Origin of the sequence: Halomonas dongshanensis (genome assembly GCF_024790395.1) — a bacterium.
In the GTDB taxonomy this organism is placed as follows: Bacteria; Pseudomonadota; Gammaproteobacteria; order Pseudomonadales; family Halomonadaceae; genus Vreelandella; species Vreelandella dongshanensis.
Genome location: NZ_JAJISC010000006.1, coordinates 260,277 through 278,982, shown reverse-complemented (window position 1 = coordinate 278,982; position 18,706 = coordinate 260,277). Strand labels below are relative to the sequence as shown.

Annotated in this window: 14 protein-coding genes; 6 read left to right on the top strand and 8 right to left on the bottom strand. The window is 60.5% G+C overall.

Annotated features, from left to right (window positions below; genetic code table 11):
- Nucleotides 1-127: 127 nt before the first annotated feature.
- The 3 genes from LLY24_RS14310 to LLY24_RS14300 form a co-directional block, all read right to left on the bottom strand.
- On the bottom strand, nt 128-5,086 hold the full coding sequence (locus LLY24_RS14310) for a DNA repair ATPase (RefSeq protein WP_259036971.1): 4,959 nt from the start codon (nt 5,084-5,086) through the stop codon (nt 128-130).
- 98 nt (nt 5,087-5,184) lie between these two features.
- Nucleotides 5,185-7,134: a hypothetical protein gene (locus LLY24_RS14305; protein ID WP_259036970.1), complete on the bottom strand. Its 1,950-nt coding sequence runs from the start codon at nt 7,132-7,134 to the stop codon at nt 5,185-5,187.
- A 78-nt stretch (nt 7,135-7,212) separates the two neighbouring features.
- Nucleotides 7,213-7,842 (bottom strand): hypothetical protein, encoded by a 630-nt coding sequence (locus LLY24_RS14300; protein ID WP_259036969.1) that lies wholly within the window; start codon nt 7,840-7,842, stop codon nt 7,213-7,215.
- On the opposite strand from LLY24_RS14300, the gene LLY24_RS14295 reads away from it, so the two are divergent.
- Nucleotides 7,823-8,125, top strand: coding sequence for a hypothetical protein (locus LLY24_RS14295; RefSeq protein WP_259036968.1), 303 nt, complete (start codon nt 7,823-7,825; stop codon nt 8,123-8,125). The genes LLY24_RS14300 and LLY24_RS14295 overlap by 20 nt on opposite strands.
- Nucleotides 8,126-8,152: 27 nt before the next feature.
- Here the strand turns inward: LLY24_RS14295 and LLY24_RS14290 are convergent, their stop codons facing one another.
- On the bottom strand, nt 8,153-9,649 hold the full coding sequence (locus tag LLY24_RS14290; protein WP_259036967.1) for a CoA-acylating methylmalonate-semialdehyde dehydrogenase: 1,497 nt from the start codon (nt 9,647-9,649) through the stop codon (nt 8,153-8,155).
- A gap of 18 nt (nt 9,650-9,667) precedes the next feature.
- Entirely contained in the window at nt 9,668-11,020 is a 1,353-nt protein-coding gene (aptA, locus tag LLY24_RS14285; RefSeq protein ID WP_282563402.1) for an omega-aminotransferase AptA, read from the bottom strand.
- 290 nt (nt 11,021-11,310) lie between these two features.
- Between aptA and LLY24_RS14280 the strand changes: the two genes are divergently transcribed.
- The 5 genes from LLY24_RS14280 to LLY24_RS14260 are packed head-to-tail and all read left to right on the top strand — an operon-like array spanning nt 11,311 to nt 16,597.
- Nucleotides 11,311-11,559: a hypothetical protein gene (locus LLY24_RS14280; protein WP_259036966.1), complete on the top strand. Its 249-nt coding sequence runs from the start codon at nt 11,311-11,313 to the stop codon at nt 11,557-11,559.
- Entirely contained in the window at nt 11,556-13,067 is a 1,512-nt protein-coding gene (locus tag LLY24_RS14275) for a sodium:solute symporter family protein (protein ID WP_259036965.1), read from the top strand. The genes LLY24_RS14280 and LLY24_RS14275 overlap by 4 nt, the downstream gene beginning before the upstream one ends.
- 8 nt (nt 13,068-13,075) lie before the next feature.
- Nucleotides 13,076-13,939, top strand: coding sequence for a FadR/GntR family transcriptional regulator (locus LLY24_RS14270; RefSeq protein ID WP_259036964.1), 864 nt, complete (start codon nt 13,076-13,078; stop codon nt 13,937-13,939).
- Nucleotides 13,923-15,212, top strand: coding sequence for a Zn-dependent hydrolase (locus LLY24_RS14265; RefSeq protein ID WP_259036963.1), 1,290 nt, complete (start codon nt 13,923-13,925; stop codon nt 15,210-15,212). Before LLY24_RS14270 ends, LLY24_RS14265 begins: the two co-directional genes overlap by 17 nt.
- Nucleotides 15,209-16,597, top strand: coding sequence for an amidase (locus LLY24_RS14260; protein WP_259036962.1), 1,389 nt, complete (start codon nt 15,209-15,211; stop codon nt 16,595-16,597). Before LLY24_RS14265 ends, LLY24_RS14260 begins: the two co-directional genes overlap by 4 nt.
- Before the next feature lie 105 nt (nt 16,598-16,702).
- Here the strand turns inward: LLY24_RS14260 and hmuQ are convergent, their stop codons facing one another.
- The 3 genes from hmuQ to narI all read right to left on the bottom strand — a co-directional run bounded on the left by hmuQ (nt 16,703) and on the right by narI (nt 18,705).
- A complete protein-coding gene (gene hmuQ / locus LLY24_RS14255) occupies nt 16,703-17,005 on the bottom strand; it encodes a heme-degrading protein HmuQ (RefSeq protein WP_259036961.1) in 303 nt (100 codons plus the stop codon).
- Between the two features lie 134 nt (nt 17,006-17,139).
- Nucleotides 17,140-17,964: a peptidylprolyl isomerase gene (locus LLY24_RS14250; RefSeq protein WP_259036960.1), complete on the bottom strand. Its 825-nt coding sequence runs from the start codon at nt 17,962-17,964 to the stop codon at nt 17,140-17,142.
- A 48-nt stretch (nt 17,965-18,012) separates the two neighbouring features.
- Entirely contained in the window at nt 18,013-18,705 is a 693-nt protein-coding gene (narI, locus tag LLY24_RS14245; protein WP_259036959.1) for a respiratory nitrate reductase subunit gamma, read from the bottom strand.
- Nucleotide 18,706 lies beyond the last annotated feature (1 nt).

Below are 18,706 nucleotides of genomic sequence, written 5' to 3'. Positions count from 1 at the left end.
TTTCCAAAAAACGACCCGCTGCCGGGGCAGCGGGTCATGAGTGCATGCATAGTGTAGCCTGAATTAGCAGACTAACTAGCCTGACATTATGGCGATTTCTAATAGCGCTCTTCCTATCGATGCGTACTCAATGCCCATCGCGCGCCACCGGCTCGACCGGGCGTAGATTACCCAGCCCCTCAGCAATCAAGCTCAGCTGGCGCACCACCAGCGCGCCGGTCTCCTCGTCGCCGCCGGTGAGCTGGCGGCGTTTGAACTCGCGCTTGATCGACTCCCAGCGGGCTTTCTCCTCGTCGTTTAGCGTGCCGCGAATCTCGCCTAGTTTGAGCAGGTTCTCCTCGGCGCCCTGGGTGAGAAGCTGCGCCTCGCCGACGTAGTGGTCGTCGATGATCGCTTCGAGCTCGGCGTCGCTCAGGATGGGCGAGATCTTCTCCGCCAGGCGGCTCATGTTGCGGTAGCTGCCCTGCAGGCGAAACGGCGGCTCAGTGCGGTAGCGATCGTCCTGGGCGCTAGAGGCGATGTACTGCTGGTTCACCTTGAGTACCACTTCGCGCACTTTGAACAGGTTGTTGAGCACGGCGATGATCTCTTCGCGCTCGGCGGCGCTGTAGTCGTGCTCGAAGTCGGTGCTGGGCACCTCGCGCCCTCGGGCAAGGTCGACGAAGCGGTAGAAATCGTCGAGCCCACGGGTGGCAAGCGGCGCCAACACCGTATTGGCGCTCATGGCGTTTTCGATATAGGAGAGCGCGAAGACCTCCTCCATGCCGCTGAGCACATCGCCCAGGTTGTAGACGTCGGCGCGGTTGGCGAGCATGTCCGGCACCTTGAAGACGTCGCCGCTTTCGGTATAGGGGTTGCCCGCCATGGCGATACAGAAGCGCTTGCCGCGCATGTCGTAGGTCTTGGTGCGCCCATTCCAGACGCCATCGATACGCCGACTGCCGTCGCACAGCGAGATGAATTTCTGCAAAAACTCCGGATGCGTGTGCTGGATATCGTCGAGATAGAGCATGACGTTGTTGCCCATCTCGAAGGCCAGGTTGAGCTTGACGAGCTCGGCGCGGGCGGTGGAGTGCGTGGCCGACTCCGGGTCCAGCGAGGTCACGTCATGCCCAAGGCTCGGGCAGTTGATCTTCATGAAGATCAGCCCCAGGCGGTTGGCGACGTACTCCATCAGCGTGGTCTTGCCGTAGCCAGGCGGCGAAATCATCATCAACAGCCCACTGTTGTCGCTGCGTCGCGTATCGCCCACGGTGCCCATCTGCTTGGCCAGGTTGTCGCCGATGATGGGTAAGTAGCTCTCGGTGATCAGCTTGTTGCGCACGAAGGAGTTCAAGGGTTTGGGCAGATACTCCTCGAGCCGCAGGCGTTCGCGCTGCTCGTTGAGCACCGTTTGCCGCCTCGCCTGGAGCGCCGACCAGTCACGGATGGCGATCTCTTCGTGCTGGCGCAAGCGCGCCTGGAAATCATCGAGCTGAAGCGCAAGCTGCTGCTGGTCGAGGCGCTCGTGCTGGCCCAAGAGCCCGCTCACAGTGAAGGCAAGCTCGACGCTGTGCGCGGATGTAAGTAAGCGATCACCTGCATTGAGCATGGCGATAGCCTCGGGCAGGTAGTGCAGCGCAGCCTGCTGACCAGCCTGATCAGCGTAGGCCTTGAGCCAGTGCGCGGTGATTGTCCAGCGGGCGCCGGGCTGCCCTTTCACCACGGCCAGCGCTTCTTTGAAGTGGGCGTAGTGCCCCTGGCGCTGCATGTGGGTGGTAAAGCCCTCGACCAGGCCGTAGGCGTACTGGGTCACCGGAAAAGCATCGCCCTCTTCGGCGAGCTGACGCGCGAGAAACTCGGCGGCGCTGGCCTCTTCGGTCGGCGTGCCCGGCAGGCCATGGACGGCGACGAAGGCGCTTAGCTGCGGACGGAGCTCGTCGATCAGCGCGTGCAATAGCTCCTCGCTTTGCATGATGCGGCATAAGATCCCCGCCGAAAGGCAGCGGGCGCGCAGGTTACGCGCCGCCTCATCGTCGCTTTTACGATCCGCCCAGAACAGCATGGCCAGCGCCCGCGACTGCGGCGCCACGGCCAGCAGCCCCGCGCTTTGGCGTGCAGGCCAGAGGGTGCGCACGATCAATGCGGCGTCATGATCATGAATGCCCTTCTCGTAGCCTTCGCGGTAGCGCGGCGAGGCAAAGGCGGCGATCTGACGCTGCAGCTCCTCCAGGTCTTCGACGTTGAGCGGCGTAGCACCCGGCCGTGAAAGTTCGGCCATGAACAGATAGGCCAGATATTCGGCGCGGTAGACGGTGCGGCTTTCGGACGGCAACGACATCGTCCAGTAGGGTTTCAACGCGCTCAGGCGCTCGTCATCGAGGGGCTCGAAGTACTGGGTGCCGGTCAGGTGCAGCATGATGCGCTCGTCGCGCGGCACCAGGGTCAAATCCAGATGCTGCTGGTTCACGCTGAAGCGGTGGCGCGGCCCCAGGCGAATGACATTACCGCCCTCTTCGTAGATATCGGCGCGGTCACGGACGCTGCGCAGGGCGGCGTCCTGAGCGGCGCGCAGCCGCCCGGCGATATCGTCGGCGTCGAGGTTGGCATTGATGCCGCGCAGCTCCTCCACCATGCTGCGCACCTTGCCCACCATGGCGTCGGCGGCGAAGAAGCTGTGCAACTCTTCTAGGGTGTCGAAGCGCTCGGTGCGTCGGGTGACGTTAGCCAGAATGCGTTGGCTTGCCTCGGTAAGCGTGGTGACACGGCGCTGGCGAGCATCTTGAAGTTGCTGGCGACGGCCTTCGATGCTTTCGTGGGCGCTCTCGCGCTGCTCTAGGATAGCGTTCAAAAACTCGTCGAACTCACCGAACTGGCTCTCCAGCTCCTGGAGCTGGTCGAGCATGCGCGTCATCAGCTGATCGCACTCCTCGGGCTCGTGCAGTGCGCCCACGCCGTTGGCCAAGCTCTGCTCGAACAGGCGCATCTGGGCGGCGAACTGCGCTTTGGCTTCGGCACTGCCCTGCTCGCGCAGGCGAATTTCAGCCTTCGAGCGCTGCTGGTTGATCGCCGCGTAGATGCTCGAGAGATTCTCGGTGATACGGGTCTGCTCGACGGCATCGCCTCCAGGCATGGAGGAGATCAGCCCTTGGATCATATCGAGCCCTGCGGTGAGTTCGCGGTAGCGCTCGACGCACGAAGCCAGCGCCTTGCGGTTCTCCGCCTCGCTCACCTGGGTCTGAATCTCTTGGATCGTCTCGCGGTAGCCCGCCAGGGCCTCGGGCTGGGCGAGGAAGCTAAACGTCTGCTCGGTGAGCGCGGCCTCGGCCTTGTCCAGCGCCGCTTGCAGCTCGGCCAAACGTGCCTGGTCGAGATAGCGGCGCTCACCCAGCGCCATCAGTCGGCCGCGATGATCGCGCAGCTTTTTAAGATAGGTAACGAACAGGTCCGGCGTTTTCCAACTGCTCGGCTTTAGCTCACGCAGTAGCGTCGCCTGGGCGCTGTCGACCTCATCGAGCGCCTGGGCGGTCTGGGCGCGAATGGCCTGGACTTTCTCGTACTCATCGAGCATCAGCTCGGCGGTGTGCTTGAGCTGTTCGAGGGCTTTCTGGATGGCGGCGAAGTCGTCCTCGCCCACCCAGTGGAACTGGTTCAGCGCGCGATCTACCCGGCGGATGATGGCGTTGAAGTGACGCTCGGTCGCCTCGCGCTCGGCGGCGAGCTGAACGATGCCGTTGAGCTCGGCGATGCCGCGCACGAGTTCTGGATTACCGATACGCCCAAGTGGGGTATCGTTGCGCACCGCCTCTTGGGCGTGGAAGCGCTCGGACATGAAGGGCGTGGCCCACACTTGAATCGGATGCACCAGCGTTGGCTCATCCTCGGCGTAGAAGATCGCCAGATGGCCATTTTCCAGCACCGCCGCGCCGTGGCCCACCATGGGCGTATCGACCTGCTTGCGAATCAGGTTGTAGCGATAGAGTACTACCTGCCCCGTGCTCACCGCATAGAAGGCGTAGAGCACGTCTTCGCCGTTGGGCGAGCGTATCATGCGCTTGAAACGCAGATCCTCCTCGGGCACGTCGAAGGTGGTTAGCTCACCGCTGTTGAGGTAGTAGCCGTTGGGGAAGATGAGGCCGTGGTTTTCGGGTAGCTCCACCACCGAACCCGCCATGGCGTCGAGGCGTTTGACGTGCTGCTCGCTGCGGTTGAACAGGTAGTAGCGCCAGATGGATTCGTTAAAAGGCAGAATACGCACCAGCACCACCGCACCGAGATCGGCGTACTCGAAGGTGGCGTCATCCAGCGACTGCGAGTCCGACTCGACCGGGTCGGTGAAGATACCCTCACCGCTTTTGGTGTTGTTCTCGATCTTGAAGGTGATGTTGCCGCCGAGGTTGTCGACGAACACCGTATCGAGAATATTGAGGTGCGGCGCCCGCCCCTGCACCTGTAGATCGCGCCCGGCGCTCTGCCAGGCGAAGGCGAAACGCTCCGGCAGCACCAGGTCGCGCTCGCCGCGGTTATCGATATAGCGCACCACCTCGCCCCGGCCGCTGAGCTCCCAGCGAAACACGCGCAGGTCGGTGAGCTTTTCACCAATCTGAAACGCCACCAAGAGTTTGCCGTTAAGCGTTACCAGCTGTGACAAGGTGGCGTGGCTGTAGTACTGCTGTAGCTCACGGAAATCGCGCAGGAACTGCTCGTCGGTGAGAAAGCTTCCCTCGAGCGACGCTTCGGTCAGTTCGAGCCCGTCGTCATCGTCTTTGAGGTGGTAGAGCGCAAAGACGTCGCTGGCCGCCAGCGCCTTGCGCAGGCCGAACTGGACGTTGAAGCCGAAGAGTATCTGCTCGCCGATGCGCACCATGTCGCGCGCTATGGCGTTGTTCTCAGTGCGCACCCGGGCGCGGCCCAAAAGCGCCATGTTGCTGGTGCCGAACACCTCGGCGCGCTCGGCGTTGAGCGTAGCCACCGCTGCCCCAAGCTCGCTGCCTTGGCTCGCCAGGCGCCGCTTGATGGTCTCGAACGCAGTACTCTCCTTGACCAGGTTCTCGACGTCTTGGGGCGTCGTATCGGAAGACTCGGCATTCGAGGATCGGGTATCCATCGATCTCGCATCCTTTGGCATCGTATCCGTCCTGAAAAGTGGAAGACCGCAAGCAACAACGCCTGCGGTCTTGGAAGGGAGCGTCTAAGCGGCCAGCATCACGCCGATTCCGACGGTGCGCCGTTAGTGGTCGAGCTGGTGGTGCTCAAGGCGCGCTCGGCAAGGCCGGCAAGCGTTGCTTGCAGCGCCGGTGACTGGTCGAGCACACCCTGGGCCATTTTGCCGTATCCAAGGCCGGAGGCGAACTTGTCGAAGATGCCACCGTCGCCGCCGATCAGCTCGAACTTGGCGTTCTGCAGTGCGGCAGCCATGACCTTGCCGTTCTCCAACATGCCGGTACGCTGGGCGTCGATCTGGGCTATGATCTGCTTCTCGCTGACTTCGAGGTTCATGCGGAACTCCTCGAAGCGGCGCGCCTCTTCGGACATGTTGTCGTAAGCGCGCAGCTTCTCGACCAAGCCGTTGGCTTCGGCCTTGGCCATCGCCTCGCGGGCCTGGGCGCGAGCGCTGCCCAGCTTCTCTTCGCCCATCGCTTCGGCTTCCAAACGCTGCTCGAGTACTCGTACCTCGGCCATGCCGGCCTCTTCGTCGGCCTTCGCCGTGGCGGTTTTGACCTCCGCCTGGGCCAGGCCTTCGCTACGCTGAGCGTGGGCGCGGGCTTCGAGCACCTGCGCTTCGGCCAAGCCATCGGCGGCGGCCAGGGCCTGGTGACCACGCGCCTGCTTCTCTTCGGCGGCGGCGCGCTTCTCGGCGGAGTCCAGCTCGGCCTGGGCGCGCAGCACGGTCTCTTCGGCTTCGAGCTTGGAGCGCTCGAACGCAGCCTCGGCGGCGCGCACTTCCTTGACCTTGCTCTCCTCGGCCTCGGCCTGAGCAGCGGTCAGGCGAGTGACCTTCTTGCGCTCGGCTTCGGCGCGGTTACGCACGTCGTTGATGTTCTCCTCTTCCTCAACGACGCTACGCTCCACCGCGATGCGCTGGCTGGTGATATCGGCAATCTCTTTGCGCTCCTCTTCCAGCGCTTTTTCCATACCGATGCGCTCGATTTCGACCGCCCGTTCGCGGTTGACGTCTTCGAGCTCCTTGGCTTGGCGGATACGCACGTCTTCGATCTGCACGGCACGCTCGCGGGCCTTGGTGGCCATCTCGATCTGACGCTGCTTGTTCTCTTCGGCAATGGCCAGCTCTTCGTCGGTTTTGATCCGCGCCGCTTCGCTTTTGGAGCGCTCTTGTTGGCGCACCTGCTCAGCTTCAGACTCCTCACGCGAGCGCAGGCTGTCGACCTCTCGCTTTTGACGCGCTTCGGCGTCGGCTTGGGTACGCTCGAGCTCGAGCGCCGCTTCCCGCGCAGAGACGTTCTTACGCTGGATTTCGAGCTCTTGATCGCGCTCGAGACGGTTGGTCTCGACATTGTGCGACGCCGTAATCTCGGTGATGCGCTTGATGCCCTCGGAGTCGAGGATGTTATTTGGGTCGAGCGAACTCTTGGGCGTCTGCTCCAGGTAGTCGATGGCGACGTCATCGAGTACGTAGCCGTTTAAGTCCTCACCGATGGTTTCGACGATGGCATCGCGAAACTTCTGGCGCTCATCGAAGAGCTGCATGAACTCCATCTTCTTACCGACGGTTTTCAACGCCTCGCTGAACTTGGCATTGAACAGCTCATTCACGGCTTGACGGTCGGAGGCACGCCCCGCACCCACCGATTTGGCCACGCGCAGCACGTCTTCGGTGGTGGCGTTGACGCGCAGGTAGAAGGTAACGCCAATGTCGGCGCGCAGGTTGTCACCGCAAATCAGCCCCTCTTTGCCCGTCCGGTTGAGCTCAAGGGTGATAACCGAGATCTGCATGGTCTCGGAGCGGTGGATGACCGGCAGCACCATCGCCCCGGTGAAGTACACCTTCGGCGTAGTGGAGAGATCGTTGACGATCAACGCCTGGCCTTGGTCGATCTTGCGATAGAACGCTTTGAACAGCGACAAAATCGCCAAAATGACGATGATGATGACGCCGATGCTCACCAGCACGGGCATGAGCCACGAAAAATCCATCTTTCTCTCCTTGTTTGCGGGCTATTTAGGGCGGTTGCTTAGAGACGATTACGTTAGGGGCGATGACGCTAAAAGCGCTCAGGCCGCCGGACCAGCCTGGAAATCATCCTCGGGGATGACCCAGTAGGCGTTCTCCTCGGCTAGGTAGTGAATCAAAATGGCGCGGTCGCCGCGGGCCAGCGGCTTGTCGCTACGCACTTGTAAAATCAGGTGATCGCCCTCGATGTGCGCATCGGCGCGGCCACGGGTGCGGTCGACGCTGCCCGAACGTACCGTGCACAGCGTGCCGGTCAGGCGTTTCTCGATGGGCAGGTGTTGGGCCGGCTTGAATAGCGGCCGCAGCGGGCGAATCAGCTGCGCCGTCACGATGACGCCAACGGCGAAACTCGCGATTAGCACTACGCCACCATAGAGCCAGTGCAAGAGCCCACCGCCCATATGGATACCCAGCAACAGTTCGGCGAAGTAGCTAAATAACCATCCACATAGCGCCACGAGCGTGATCGCCAGTGGCAGCGGCACGCCATGCAGCCCAAGTGTGGCTAAAAGACCACCCAGATCTGCCACGCCGTCGCTAAGATCGCCATCGGGAACGTCGCTATCGACCATCCCCGAGAGCGAAATCAACCAGTAAACGACAGCAACGCCGAGCAGAACGGTAAAGATGACCGTGGGAAAGGTGGTCACGATGGCAATAAATAGTGACATGAGCCCTCTATTCCTTGTGAATGCAGGCCTGAGCGGAGAGCGGGTAAAAGGTGCCACCAAAGAGAATGGCACGCATTTGAGAACCTATAAAAACTACAGACTTAGCCAGCAAAATCAAGACACCAAGGCCATTTTCCGAAATAGCTTACAAAAACTATGGCGAATGTCTTACATGGGAAAAGAAGTCGCTACTGAAAAAAACAAATCGGCACCGCTAAGAATTGATATCGCTAGTGATAAAAAAACACCACCGAGCACGGGCCCGGTGGTGTTAAGTCGATAATTGAGACGGTACTTACAGACCCTGTCGTCAACTCTGATTGGCAGGAAACGAGAACTCCGCGCGAGTGGCTTCGCTCACCGAGGGCCAGCGCTGGGAGACCGCTTTGCGGCGGGTATAGAAGCGCACGGAATCAGGCCCGTAGGCGTGCAAGTCGCCAAACAGCGAGCGCTTCCAACCGCCGAAGCTGTGATAGGCCACCGGCACAGGCAGCGGTACGTTGACGCCGACCATGCCAACCTCGATGCCATCGGTGAAGCGTCTGGCGGCCTCGCCGTCTCGGGTGAATAGGCAAGTACCGTTGCCGTACTCGTGGTCGTTGATCAGCGCCATGGCGTCATCCAAGCTGCCTACACGCACGATGCAGAGCACCGGGCCAAAGATCTCTTCCTGGTAGATACGCATATCGCGGGTGACGTGATCGAACAGGCAGCCGCCAACGAAAAATCCCTCCTCGTGCCCAGCGACCGAAAGGTCTCGCCCATCGGCCACCAGCTTGGCTCCGGCGCTAACGCCCTCCTCGATATAGCCCAGCACCTTGTCGCGATGTGCGGCGGTGACCAGCGGACCCATATCGAGTCCCTTATCAGTGCCGGGGCCAACCTTAAGCTCGGCGATCTTGGGCAGCAAGGTTTCGACCAAGCGGTCGGCGGTTTCGTCGCCCACGCACACCGCGACCGAGATCGCCATGCAGCGCTCACCGCAGCTGCCATAAGCGGCGCCCATCAGCGTATTGGCGGCGTTTTCAAGGTCGGCATCCGGTAGGACGACGGCGTGGTTTTTGGCTCCGCCCAAGGCTTGCACGCGCTTGCCGGTCGAGGCGCCGCGCTGATAGATCGTCTCGGCGATGGGGGTCGAGCCAACAAAAGAGATCGCTTTCACCTCCTTGGCATCCAGCAGCGTCTCGACCGCTTCGCGTCCGCCGTGCACCACGTTCATCACGCCCTTGGGCAAACCTGCTTCCTGCAGCAGCTCAGCAACGGCCAAGGCGGCGCTGGGGTCTTTCTCCGACGGCTTGAGAATGAAAGTGTTACCACAGGCGATGGCCATGGGGTACATCCATAGCGGCACCATGGCCGGGAAGTTGAACGGAGTAATACCCGCCACCACACCCAGCGGCTGAAAATTGGACCAGGCATCGATGCCAGACCCCGCGTTGTGGGAGTACTCACCTTTCAGCAGCTCCGGCACGCCGCAGGCGTATTCGACGTTCTCGATGCCGCGCTTGAGTTCGCCCAGTGCATCTTCGACGGTCTTGCCGTGCTCTTCGCTAACGAGCTGCACGATACGCTCGGCGTGCTCTTCGAGCAGTTGCTTGAAACGGAACATCACCTGGGCGCGCTTGGCTGGCGGCGTATCGCGCCAGGCAGGAAACGCGTCTTTGGCGGCGGCGATGGCGCGCTCGACATCGGCGGCGCTGGCATCGGCAACTTGACCCGTCACCTGCCCCGTAGAGGGGTTGGTGACCGCCAAGGTGCGCTGGCTGTTGACCGCTTCGCCGTTGATCAAATGGGCAATAGTACGCATAGAAGACTCCAAAACAGGTTACGCCAGGGCGTCGAGAGTGGTGGCGACCGCATCGAAGAGCCGTTCGAGCTCTGCCTCGGTGGTGCCGAAAGGAGGGCCAAACTGCAGGCTATCGCCGCCGTAGCGCACGTAGAATCCAGCCTCCCAAAGTGCGAGGTGGGCATCGCGCGGGCGTAGGCCCGGGTCACCATTGCGCGGGGCGAGCTGAATGGCACCCGCTAAGCCGTAGTTGCGAATATCGACGACGTGGGCACAGCGTTTGAGTGCATGCAGTTTTTCTTCGAAGACCGGCGCAATGGCGCGCACCTGTCCAGGAAAGTCTTCACGCTCGAGCAGATCCAGTGCGGCGATGCCCGCAGCACAGGCCACCGGGTGGGCGCTGTAGGTGTAGCCATGAGCGAACTCGATGGCGTGCGGCGCGCCCCCTTGGTGCATGAAGGTATCGAAGATCTCGCGCGAGGCGATGACCGCGCCCATAGGCACGATGCCATTGGTGATCTGTTTGGCGACGTTCATGATATCCGGCGTGACGCCGAAGGCCTCGGCACCGGTACGCGCGCCGCTGCGCCCGAAAGCGGTGATGACCTCATCGAAAATCAACAGGATGTCGTGGGCATGACAGATCTCGCGCAAGCGCTCGAGATAGCCCTTGGGCGGCACTACGACACCCGCCGACCCCGACATCGGCTCGACGATGACCGCCGCAATGGTCGAGGCGTCGTGTAGGGCGATTTGGTCGAGCAGCGCATCGGCAAGCTCGGCCCCGGTTTCGGCCTGACCGCGCGTGAAAGCGAGCTTGGGCTGCAGGGTATGCGGAAGATGACTTACGTCCATCAGCGGGCCGAAGTGCTTACGGTTGGGCCCGATGCCTCCTAGACTGGTGCCACCGATATTGACCCCGTGATACCCCTTGGCGCGGCCGATCAAACGGGTCTTTTCCGGCCGCCCTTTCAGGCGCCAATAGGCCTTGGCCATCTTCACCGAGGTGTCGGCGGCTTCGGAGCCTGAGTTGGTGAAGAACACGTGCTCGAGCCCTGTAGGCATGAGACTGGCTACTTTTTCGGCCAGCTGGAACGCTAGCGGATGACCGAGCTGAAAGCCGGGGGCGTAATCCAGCGTGCTCAACTGACGGGTGATCGCCTGGTTGATCTCGGCGCGATTGTGCCCAGCGCCGCAGGTCCAAAGCCCCGAGAGCGAATCGAAGAGCTTGCGCCCCTTGTCGTCGGTGAAATAGCGCCCATCCGCGCCGGTGATCATCCGCGGATGCTGACGAAAATCACGGTTGGCACTGAACGGCATCCAGTAGTGATGGTTGAGTACGGCCTCGGCAGGCACGCGTTCGGTAGGCGAAGGTTGTTGTAGTTCGAACATCGTAGGCTCCTATCAGGTGACCAGAACGCCCAGCATGCGCGCGCTTTCACGTTGATAAAATCTTATTTTTCTTTTCTTCAGGTTAGTAAATCTATACGTAAATAGGCGATATACCCACATGTTGGCTATTGACCGCCACGCTGAAACTCTTTATTGATTATATTTATACGAATAAATACAACTTCACATCGACATCATGGATTACGCCCTCACTGCGGTTTAAGCGCGTTTTTTTCGCCTTTAAGTCGTAATGACCAATAACACTAATAGCCACCATGAAGGGTCTTCTTATGTCCACGCATTCGTCTGGTCTCAAGGTGTTGGGTGCGTACCTAACACCCCGAAAACTCTCGCTCTACGTCAGTATGATGGTGTGTTTTGTCATGCTGGAAAGCCCGCTGATTCTTATCGCCAATAGTATCGAGCCGATGTTATTCGGCTTGCCGTTCTTTCTGGTCTGGAATCTCTTCTGGTGGTTCGTACTGACGATGACGTTCCTCGTCGCCTATCTCACCAACTGGGGGAGCCCTACACCATGAGCCTAACGATCATTGCGGCCTTCATGATCATTCCCTTGGTCGTGGGATTGATGTCGGCCCGGCAGTCCCAGGAGACCAGCGAGGACTTCTTCGTTCAAGGCCGCGCTATGGGAAGTATCGCCGTGTTCTTCACCGTTGCGGCTACCTGGTGGAGTGCATTTGCATTCCTCGGTTCCAACGCGACGTTCTATACCAATGGCCCGGTCTACCTTACCGCGCTGGCCTGGAACCTACTCTTCGGCTTCATGTATTACTGGATCGGTAAGCGCGTGTGGTACTTGGGCAAGCGTTTCAACTACCTGACGCCGTCGGATTTGCTCGGTGATTTTTATAATAGCGAGACGCTGCGGATCGTCGTGGCGGCGATTACACTGATCTTTACCGTTCCCTATTTGCAAATCCAGCTCACTGGCGGCGCCTATCTCATCGAAGTAGCCTCTAATGGCGCCATTCCCTTCTGGCTTGCCGCGCTGCTGTTCTACTTCGTGATCATCGTTTACGTCTGGGTGGGCGGCATACGTGCCATCGCCTGGACCGACGTCATCTACGGCGCCCTTCTGTTCTTCGGCATGATGTACGCCGGTTATTACATATCCACCCACGTCGGTGGGCCAACGGCACTCTTTGCCCAGCTACAAGAGAGCTCACCCGCTCATCTGACGCTACCTGGCCCCAATGGCACCATGGGGTATCCCATGTGGTTCTCGCTGTTCGTCATTACGGCTATCGGCGCGTTCATGGGGCCACAGATATGGCTGCGAATGTACTCGGTCAAAAGCGGTCGATTATTCAACCTGATGCCGTTTTTGCTCGGTTTGGCAGCCATTGCCTATATGGGCTCGGTGCTGTCGGGCTACTCTGGTGTGCTGCTCGAACCCGGCATCGCCAACGCCGATCAGATTTTGCCGGTCATGCTGATGAACTATGCCCCTTATCTGCTTGCGTCACTGATCATGGCAGCGGGCGCGGCGGCCGCCATGTCCACTGCCAACTCGCAGATTCATGCGGTCTCGACCGTAGTCACCATGGACATCTACCAGCGCTATGTGAATCCCAGCGCTACCCAAGCCCGTATCGTCTTCATTGGGCGACTGTCACTGGTCGGGTTCTCGTTGGCGGCTTACATCATGGCGCTGACGGTTCCGGGCGTATTGGTCACCATCGGCATTGCAGCGCTAGCCGGTACCGCACAGTTGGTAGTGCCAACCCTTGGCGCCATCACTTGGAAGCGAGCTCACCCCACGGCGGCACTCGCAGGGCTTTTGGGCGGTGTTGGCTGCGTTCTGCTGATGACGTTTGGGCCCTTGAGCGCCCCCTTAGGCTTTCATGCTGGAGTATGGGGGCTGCTGCTCAATACGCTGCTCTTCATTGGTTTGAGCCACGTACTCACGCGCGGCGACGCCGATGTAGTGGAACGCTTTGCCAAGGCGCGACGCGATTACGACGGCGAGTACCACCCTGAGCGTACCACCTGCGCGGCTTCCGCACCCGCTAGCCTCGGTCAGTAGACGTCATCATGCCCCGAGACCAGCCACGTCGCCCCAAGCTTGCCGAACTGATCAGCAGCGATATCAAACGCTGGATCGCTGCCGAATCACTTGGCGAAGGCGACCGCTTACCCAACGAGAAAGCATTGATCGCGCTCTACGGATGCGCCAAAGGTACCATTCGTGAAGCGCTCAAGATTCTCGAGGTCGAGGGGCTGATCACACTGAAAACCGGCCCCGGCGGCGGTGCCGTGATCAGCCAGCCCGGCATGGAGCCCGCTAGCCGAATGCTGCGTAACTTTCTCCACTTCCAGACGATCGACAGCCAGCAGGTCTATCAACTGCGTAAACTGCTGGAGGTGGAGCTTGCCGTATCGGTAGTGGGCCTGCTCAGCGACGCCGATTTCGCTGCACTCGAAGCCAACGTAGCGGCATGCCACTGCCATCACGATGACATCGACCAGCGGCGTCAGCGCTTCTTGGAGCTAGGCTTTCATCAGCTTTTGGCCCAGGCCTGCCCTAACCCACTACTCGCTTTCGTTTGCCATTTTCTCAACGACATGCTGCGTGACCTAGTGGTGGTCAAAAAGGCCTACCTTCCTGAACGCAAGCAGTTCGACCACGCCAACTGTACCTACCACCGCCAGCTCATCGACGCCTATCGCGCCGAAGATACCGCTCGTGTTCGTCACCTCATGCGCGAGCACATGGAAGATGCCGAACGGCATATGGCCGCGCTGGAAGCCGAAATGGCAGCCCAGATGTTGGTCAGCGATGACGTTGCTGCTCAAGCTACCTCTTCGCCGCTGGATGCACTGACCCACGCCGACAGGCTGGTGTCTTCCAACGCCCTTATCACCTCACGAGGAAGTGATCATGACCGTAACCAATGAGTCTCGCCCAAGTGAAGACGCCGCCACCGGGAGCGTCTTCGCGGCACTGCACACCGATAGTGACCGCTTGTGGCAAGCGTTGATGGAGATGGCCAAGATTGGCGCCACGCCAAAGGGTGGCGTCAACCGCCAAGCGCTGACCGAACTGGACCGCCAGGGCCGCGAGCTCTTCATTCAATGGTGTCGCGCCGAGGGCTGCACCATTCGCGTTGATCGTATCGGTAACGTTTTTGCCCGCCGCCCTGGGCGCGTGGATGGCCCAGCGGTGATGATGGGCAGCCATCTGGACAGTCAGCCCACCGGGGGCAAGTACGATGGCTGCTTTGGTGTACTCGCCGGCCTGGAAGTCATCCGCACGCTCAACGCCCATAACATCACGACCGATGCGCCGGTCGAGGTCGTCGCCTGGACCAATGAAGAGGGCTGCCGTTTCGCACCTTGCATGATGGGCTCGGGCGTATTTACGGGCGAGCTCGACTTCGACACCATGCTCGCCCGTACCGATGCCGAAGGCGCCAGTGCGGGCGAGGCGCTAGACGCCATTCACGCCCGTGGCAGTGACAACGTCAGCATCGATGAAATCAAAGCTTATTTCGAGCCGCACATCGAGCAAGGCCCCATCCTGGAAGATACCGATACCACCATTGGCGTGGTGATCGGCGCGCTCGGCCAGAAGTGGTTCGACCTCACGCTCACCGGGTTGGAAGCGCACGCAGGCCCCACGCCGATGCACCTACGTCGCGATGCGCTTCTGGGCGCGGCCGAGATCATTCAGGCGCTCAACCATATCGCCAGCGAGCACGCGCCCCATGGACGTGGCACGGTGGGTTGCATCACGGCGCATCCGGGGTCGCGCAACGTCATCCCTGGCGAGGTCACGATGACGTTGGATATGCGCCATTGGGAGCCCGAAGCGCTCGCCACCATGAGTCAGACCCTCGCCACGTCCATCGCCAACATCAGCGAACGCCATGGCCTCGACTACACGCTGACGCCAACCGCCGACTTCGCCCCAGAATTCTTCGACGAGCGCTGCGTCGAAGCCGTGCGCCGAGGCGCAGAGCGTCTTGGACTATCGCACCGAGAGATCATCAGTGGTGCCGGGCACGACGCCATTTTCATTGGTCGCGTGGCACCTGCAGCGATGATCTTCATTCCCTGCAAAGACGGCATCAGCCACAACGAAGCCGAGAGCGCCACCCCCGAACACGTCCACGCGGGCGCCAATGTCCTATTGCACGCAGTCCTCGACGCCGCCGGAGTTGCCGCATGAACCTCGCATCGATCACCGCGACCCAGGCGCTGGCACGCTTTCGTGAAGGCTCGCTCTCACCGGTCGAGTTAATCGACTCCTGCCTTACGCGCATCGAACACTACCAATCACTCAATGCCTTTAGTTGTATCAATGCCGCCCAGGCACGCCATCAAGCAGAGGCAGCGGCCAAGCGCTGGCAAGCGGGAACCCCATGCGGGCCACTCGATGGCATTCCCATCACCATCAAGGATTTAACACCCACCAAGGGGCTGCCAACGCGGATGGGGTCGACCTCGACCGATGCCGATGGGCCCTGGGACGTCGATGCGCCAGTTAGCGCACACCTGAAGGCCGCGGGTGCCATCGTCATTGGCAAGACTACCTCGCCGGAGTTTGGGTGGAAGGGGGTGACCGACAACCCGCTGCACGGCATCACGCGTAACCCCTGGAACCCTGCGCTAACTCCAGGCGGCTCTTCGGGGGGTGCAGGAGTGGCGGCAGCGCTCAACCTCGGGCTTTTGCATCAAGGCAGTGATGCGGGCGGCTCGATCCGCATTCCTGCGAGCTTTACCGGCACCTTTGGTATAAAACCAACCTTCGGCTGGGTCCCCCAATGGCCTGCCAGCGCCATGAGCACGCTTTCGCATCTGGGGCCAATGACACGTAGCGTGGCCGATAGCGCTTTGATGCTCAGCGTAATGGCCCAACCCGATGCGCGCGACGGCTACGCAGGCAACCCACAAGGCCCAAACTGGCAAACACCGCCACCCGCCGACCTGCGCGGCTGGCGCATCGCTTTCAGCGCCAACCTTGGCTATGTCGATGTAGCGCCGGATATCGCCCGATGTGTTGCCAAAGCAGTTGCCCAGCTGGAAGCGCTGGGCGCCACGGTGGAGCATATCGATCCTGGTTTCGACGACCCGCTGACCACGTTCAATACGCTCTGGTTCAGCGGCGCAACGCAGGTGCTCGAACGCTTAAGCGATGCCCAGCTAACGCATATCGACCCGGGGTTTGTCGATATCGCTCGACGAGGACAAGCGCTCGCGCTTGCAGATTACCTCGCGGCACGACGGCAGCGCAGCGAACTAACCGCCACCATGGCCGCGTTCCATCAGCGCTATGATCTACTCATCACGCCCATGATGCCCATCGCACCCTTTACTGCCGGGCACAACGTACCACCGGAGGGGCCTTACCATGATTGGATGGATTGGACGCCTTTCAGCTATCCCTTCAACCTCACCCAACAACCCGCCGCCTCGCTCCCCTGCGGCCTGGATGATCAGGGGCTGCCTGTAGGACTTCAGCTAGTGGCAGGTAAATATCAGGATATGAAGGTGTTGCATGCGGCGCAGTTGTTAGAGCGGGCGTTGCCAAGGCTAGCGCCGCCTATATTTTGAATACCCACGATGATGGAGCGCTTATCGGCTTTTCATAAAAGCCCAGTACAACCCTGCCGCTCGTAAGCGGCAGGGTTGTACTGAAGAATGGCAGGGGCTCAAACGTTAAAGCACCACGGCATATCCCTCGAACTTTGGTGGTCCGAGGTAGATGCCTTCCGGTGTTTTGGCGCCTGCGTGGGCTTTGCGAAAGGCATCGGATTTGGTCCAGGCGCGGAAAGCGTCTTCGCTTTCCCAGATGCTATGAGAAATGAACAGGGTGTGATCTTCCTGCTTTTCGCCCTGGAGCATTTTGAACTGCTGAAAGCCGGGGACGGAATCAAGGTGTGAGTCGCGGTTGCGCCACACCTCGAGAAAGTCCTCTTCCCGGCCCGGGGCGATACGAAAACGGTTCATAGCGATATACATGGCGCTCTCCTAAATGGTCGAGCTCCGAGCATAATTCACCCAGGCACCGGTTTCATCTCTCGGGCTCTTCCATCTTTATATCTGAAGTACTTGCCCCTACTCGTAGGCAACGCCAACGTGAATGAAAGTCGCGGTTACTGCATGAGGCTGGCGCTGGCATCGTCGTCTAGCGCGAACCCTTCGACGCCGAATTCGGCTTCCAAGGCGAGTAGATAGTGGCGCACGGCACGGCGTGACGACTGCTCGCGAAGGAGATGGCGCACGCTATCCGCCACCTGCTCGAAGGCTAGCACCTGCCCTTCCCGCCGCTCATCGATACGCACGACATGCCAGCCATAGCGCGACGCGAGCGGGCGGCCATGGAGCCCTAGGGGTAAATAGCGTAGCGCCCGGTCGAGCTCTTCCACGGTCTGCCCTGGCGCCAGCCAACCAAGATCGCCACCGCTCGTTTTGGAGGGGCAGGCAGAGTAACGGCTAGCCATTTCATCGAACCGCTCCGGTGCGAAGGTGAGCGTATCGATAAGATACTCGCCCTGCTGGTAGGCAGTATCGCGCTCTTGTGAATCATCTGGCGCGGCGGCAAGCAGAATATGATGAACCCGCATCACGTCAGGCTCACTAAAGCGCTCGGGGTGCGTGGCATAAAAACGTCGGCAATCGTCGTCATTGGGTTCGGGCACGGTGAGCTCCTGCTCTAACAAGGCCGTAATCGCCGATGTTTGCTCCTCCTCCGTGACAGCGTCACGCTCGGAAAGAAGGCCAAGTTGCTCGGCCCGCTGCGTCAGCAATGCCCGAATGACCAGAGCGCGCGCCGCCTGCTGCTGCGCCTCTTCAAGCGTTGGCGCCGTGTGGTGCTGCACTTCACGCGCCACGCTCTCTTCATCGATGGCGGTGCTCCCCACTCGGATCAAAGCCGCGTGAGCGCTCCCCGGGAGCTGTTCGATCTCTATTCGCTGCATGTCATGTCCTCTCGCTTTACACCTCGTGTTGAGTGGCTACCGCCGAACTCAACCACGGCGCCGAACCAGTTGATAGCGTCGGGTCAGGTAGCCCAGCGGTGCGCTCCACACGTGTACCAAGCGGGTAAAGGGGAAAAGCAGGATGATGGTCAGCCCAAGGAAGATATGCAGCCGATAGATCCAGGGCACTTCCTGCATGTAGTCGGCCGCGCCGCCGCCAAAGAAGACGATGGCTTGCGCCCAGCTCGAGAGCGTCAGCATCATTTCGCCATCCATGTGTCCTAGCGAGAACAGAATGGTGATCATCCCAAGGCCTGCCTGGGTGACCAGGATGGCCAGTATCAGGGTATCCATCAGGCTGGACGATTGCCGCACGCGCAGGTTGAAAAGGCGCCGATAGAGCAACATGGCGCCACCTACCAGGCACATGGCCCCGGCAATGCCACCTACCACGATGGCAAGCAATTGCTTGTTGGCTGCAGCGATGAAGGGCTCGTAAACCCAGTGTGGCGTCAACATGCCCACCAAATGGCCAAAGAAGATGGTGATGATGCCGATGTGGAAGAGATTGCTCGCCCAGCGCATGTGCTTGGTGGAAAGCATCTGGCTGGAGCCGGTTTTCCAGGTGTACTGGCCATGGTCGTAGCGAACCAGGCTACCGATCAAAAATACCGTGCCCGCCAGATAGGGGTAGTAGCCGTAAATCAAATGTGTGAGGTAGTGCGCGAAAGCGTCATACATG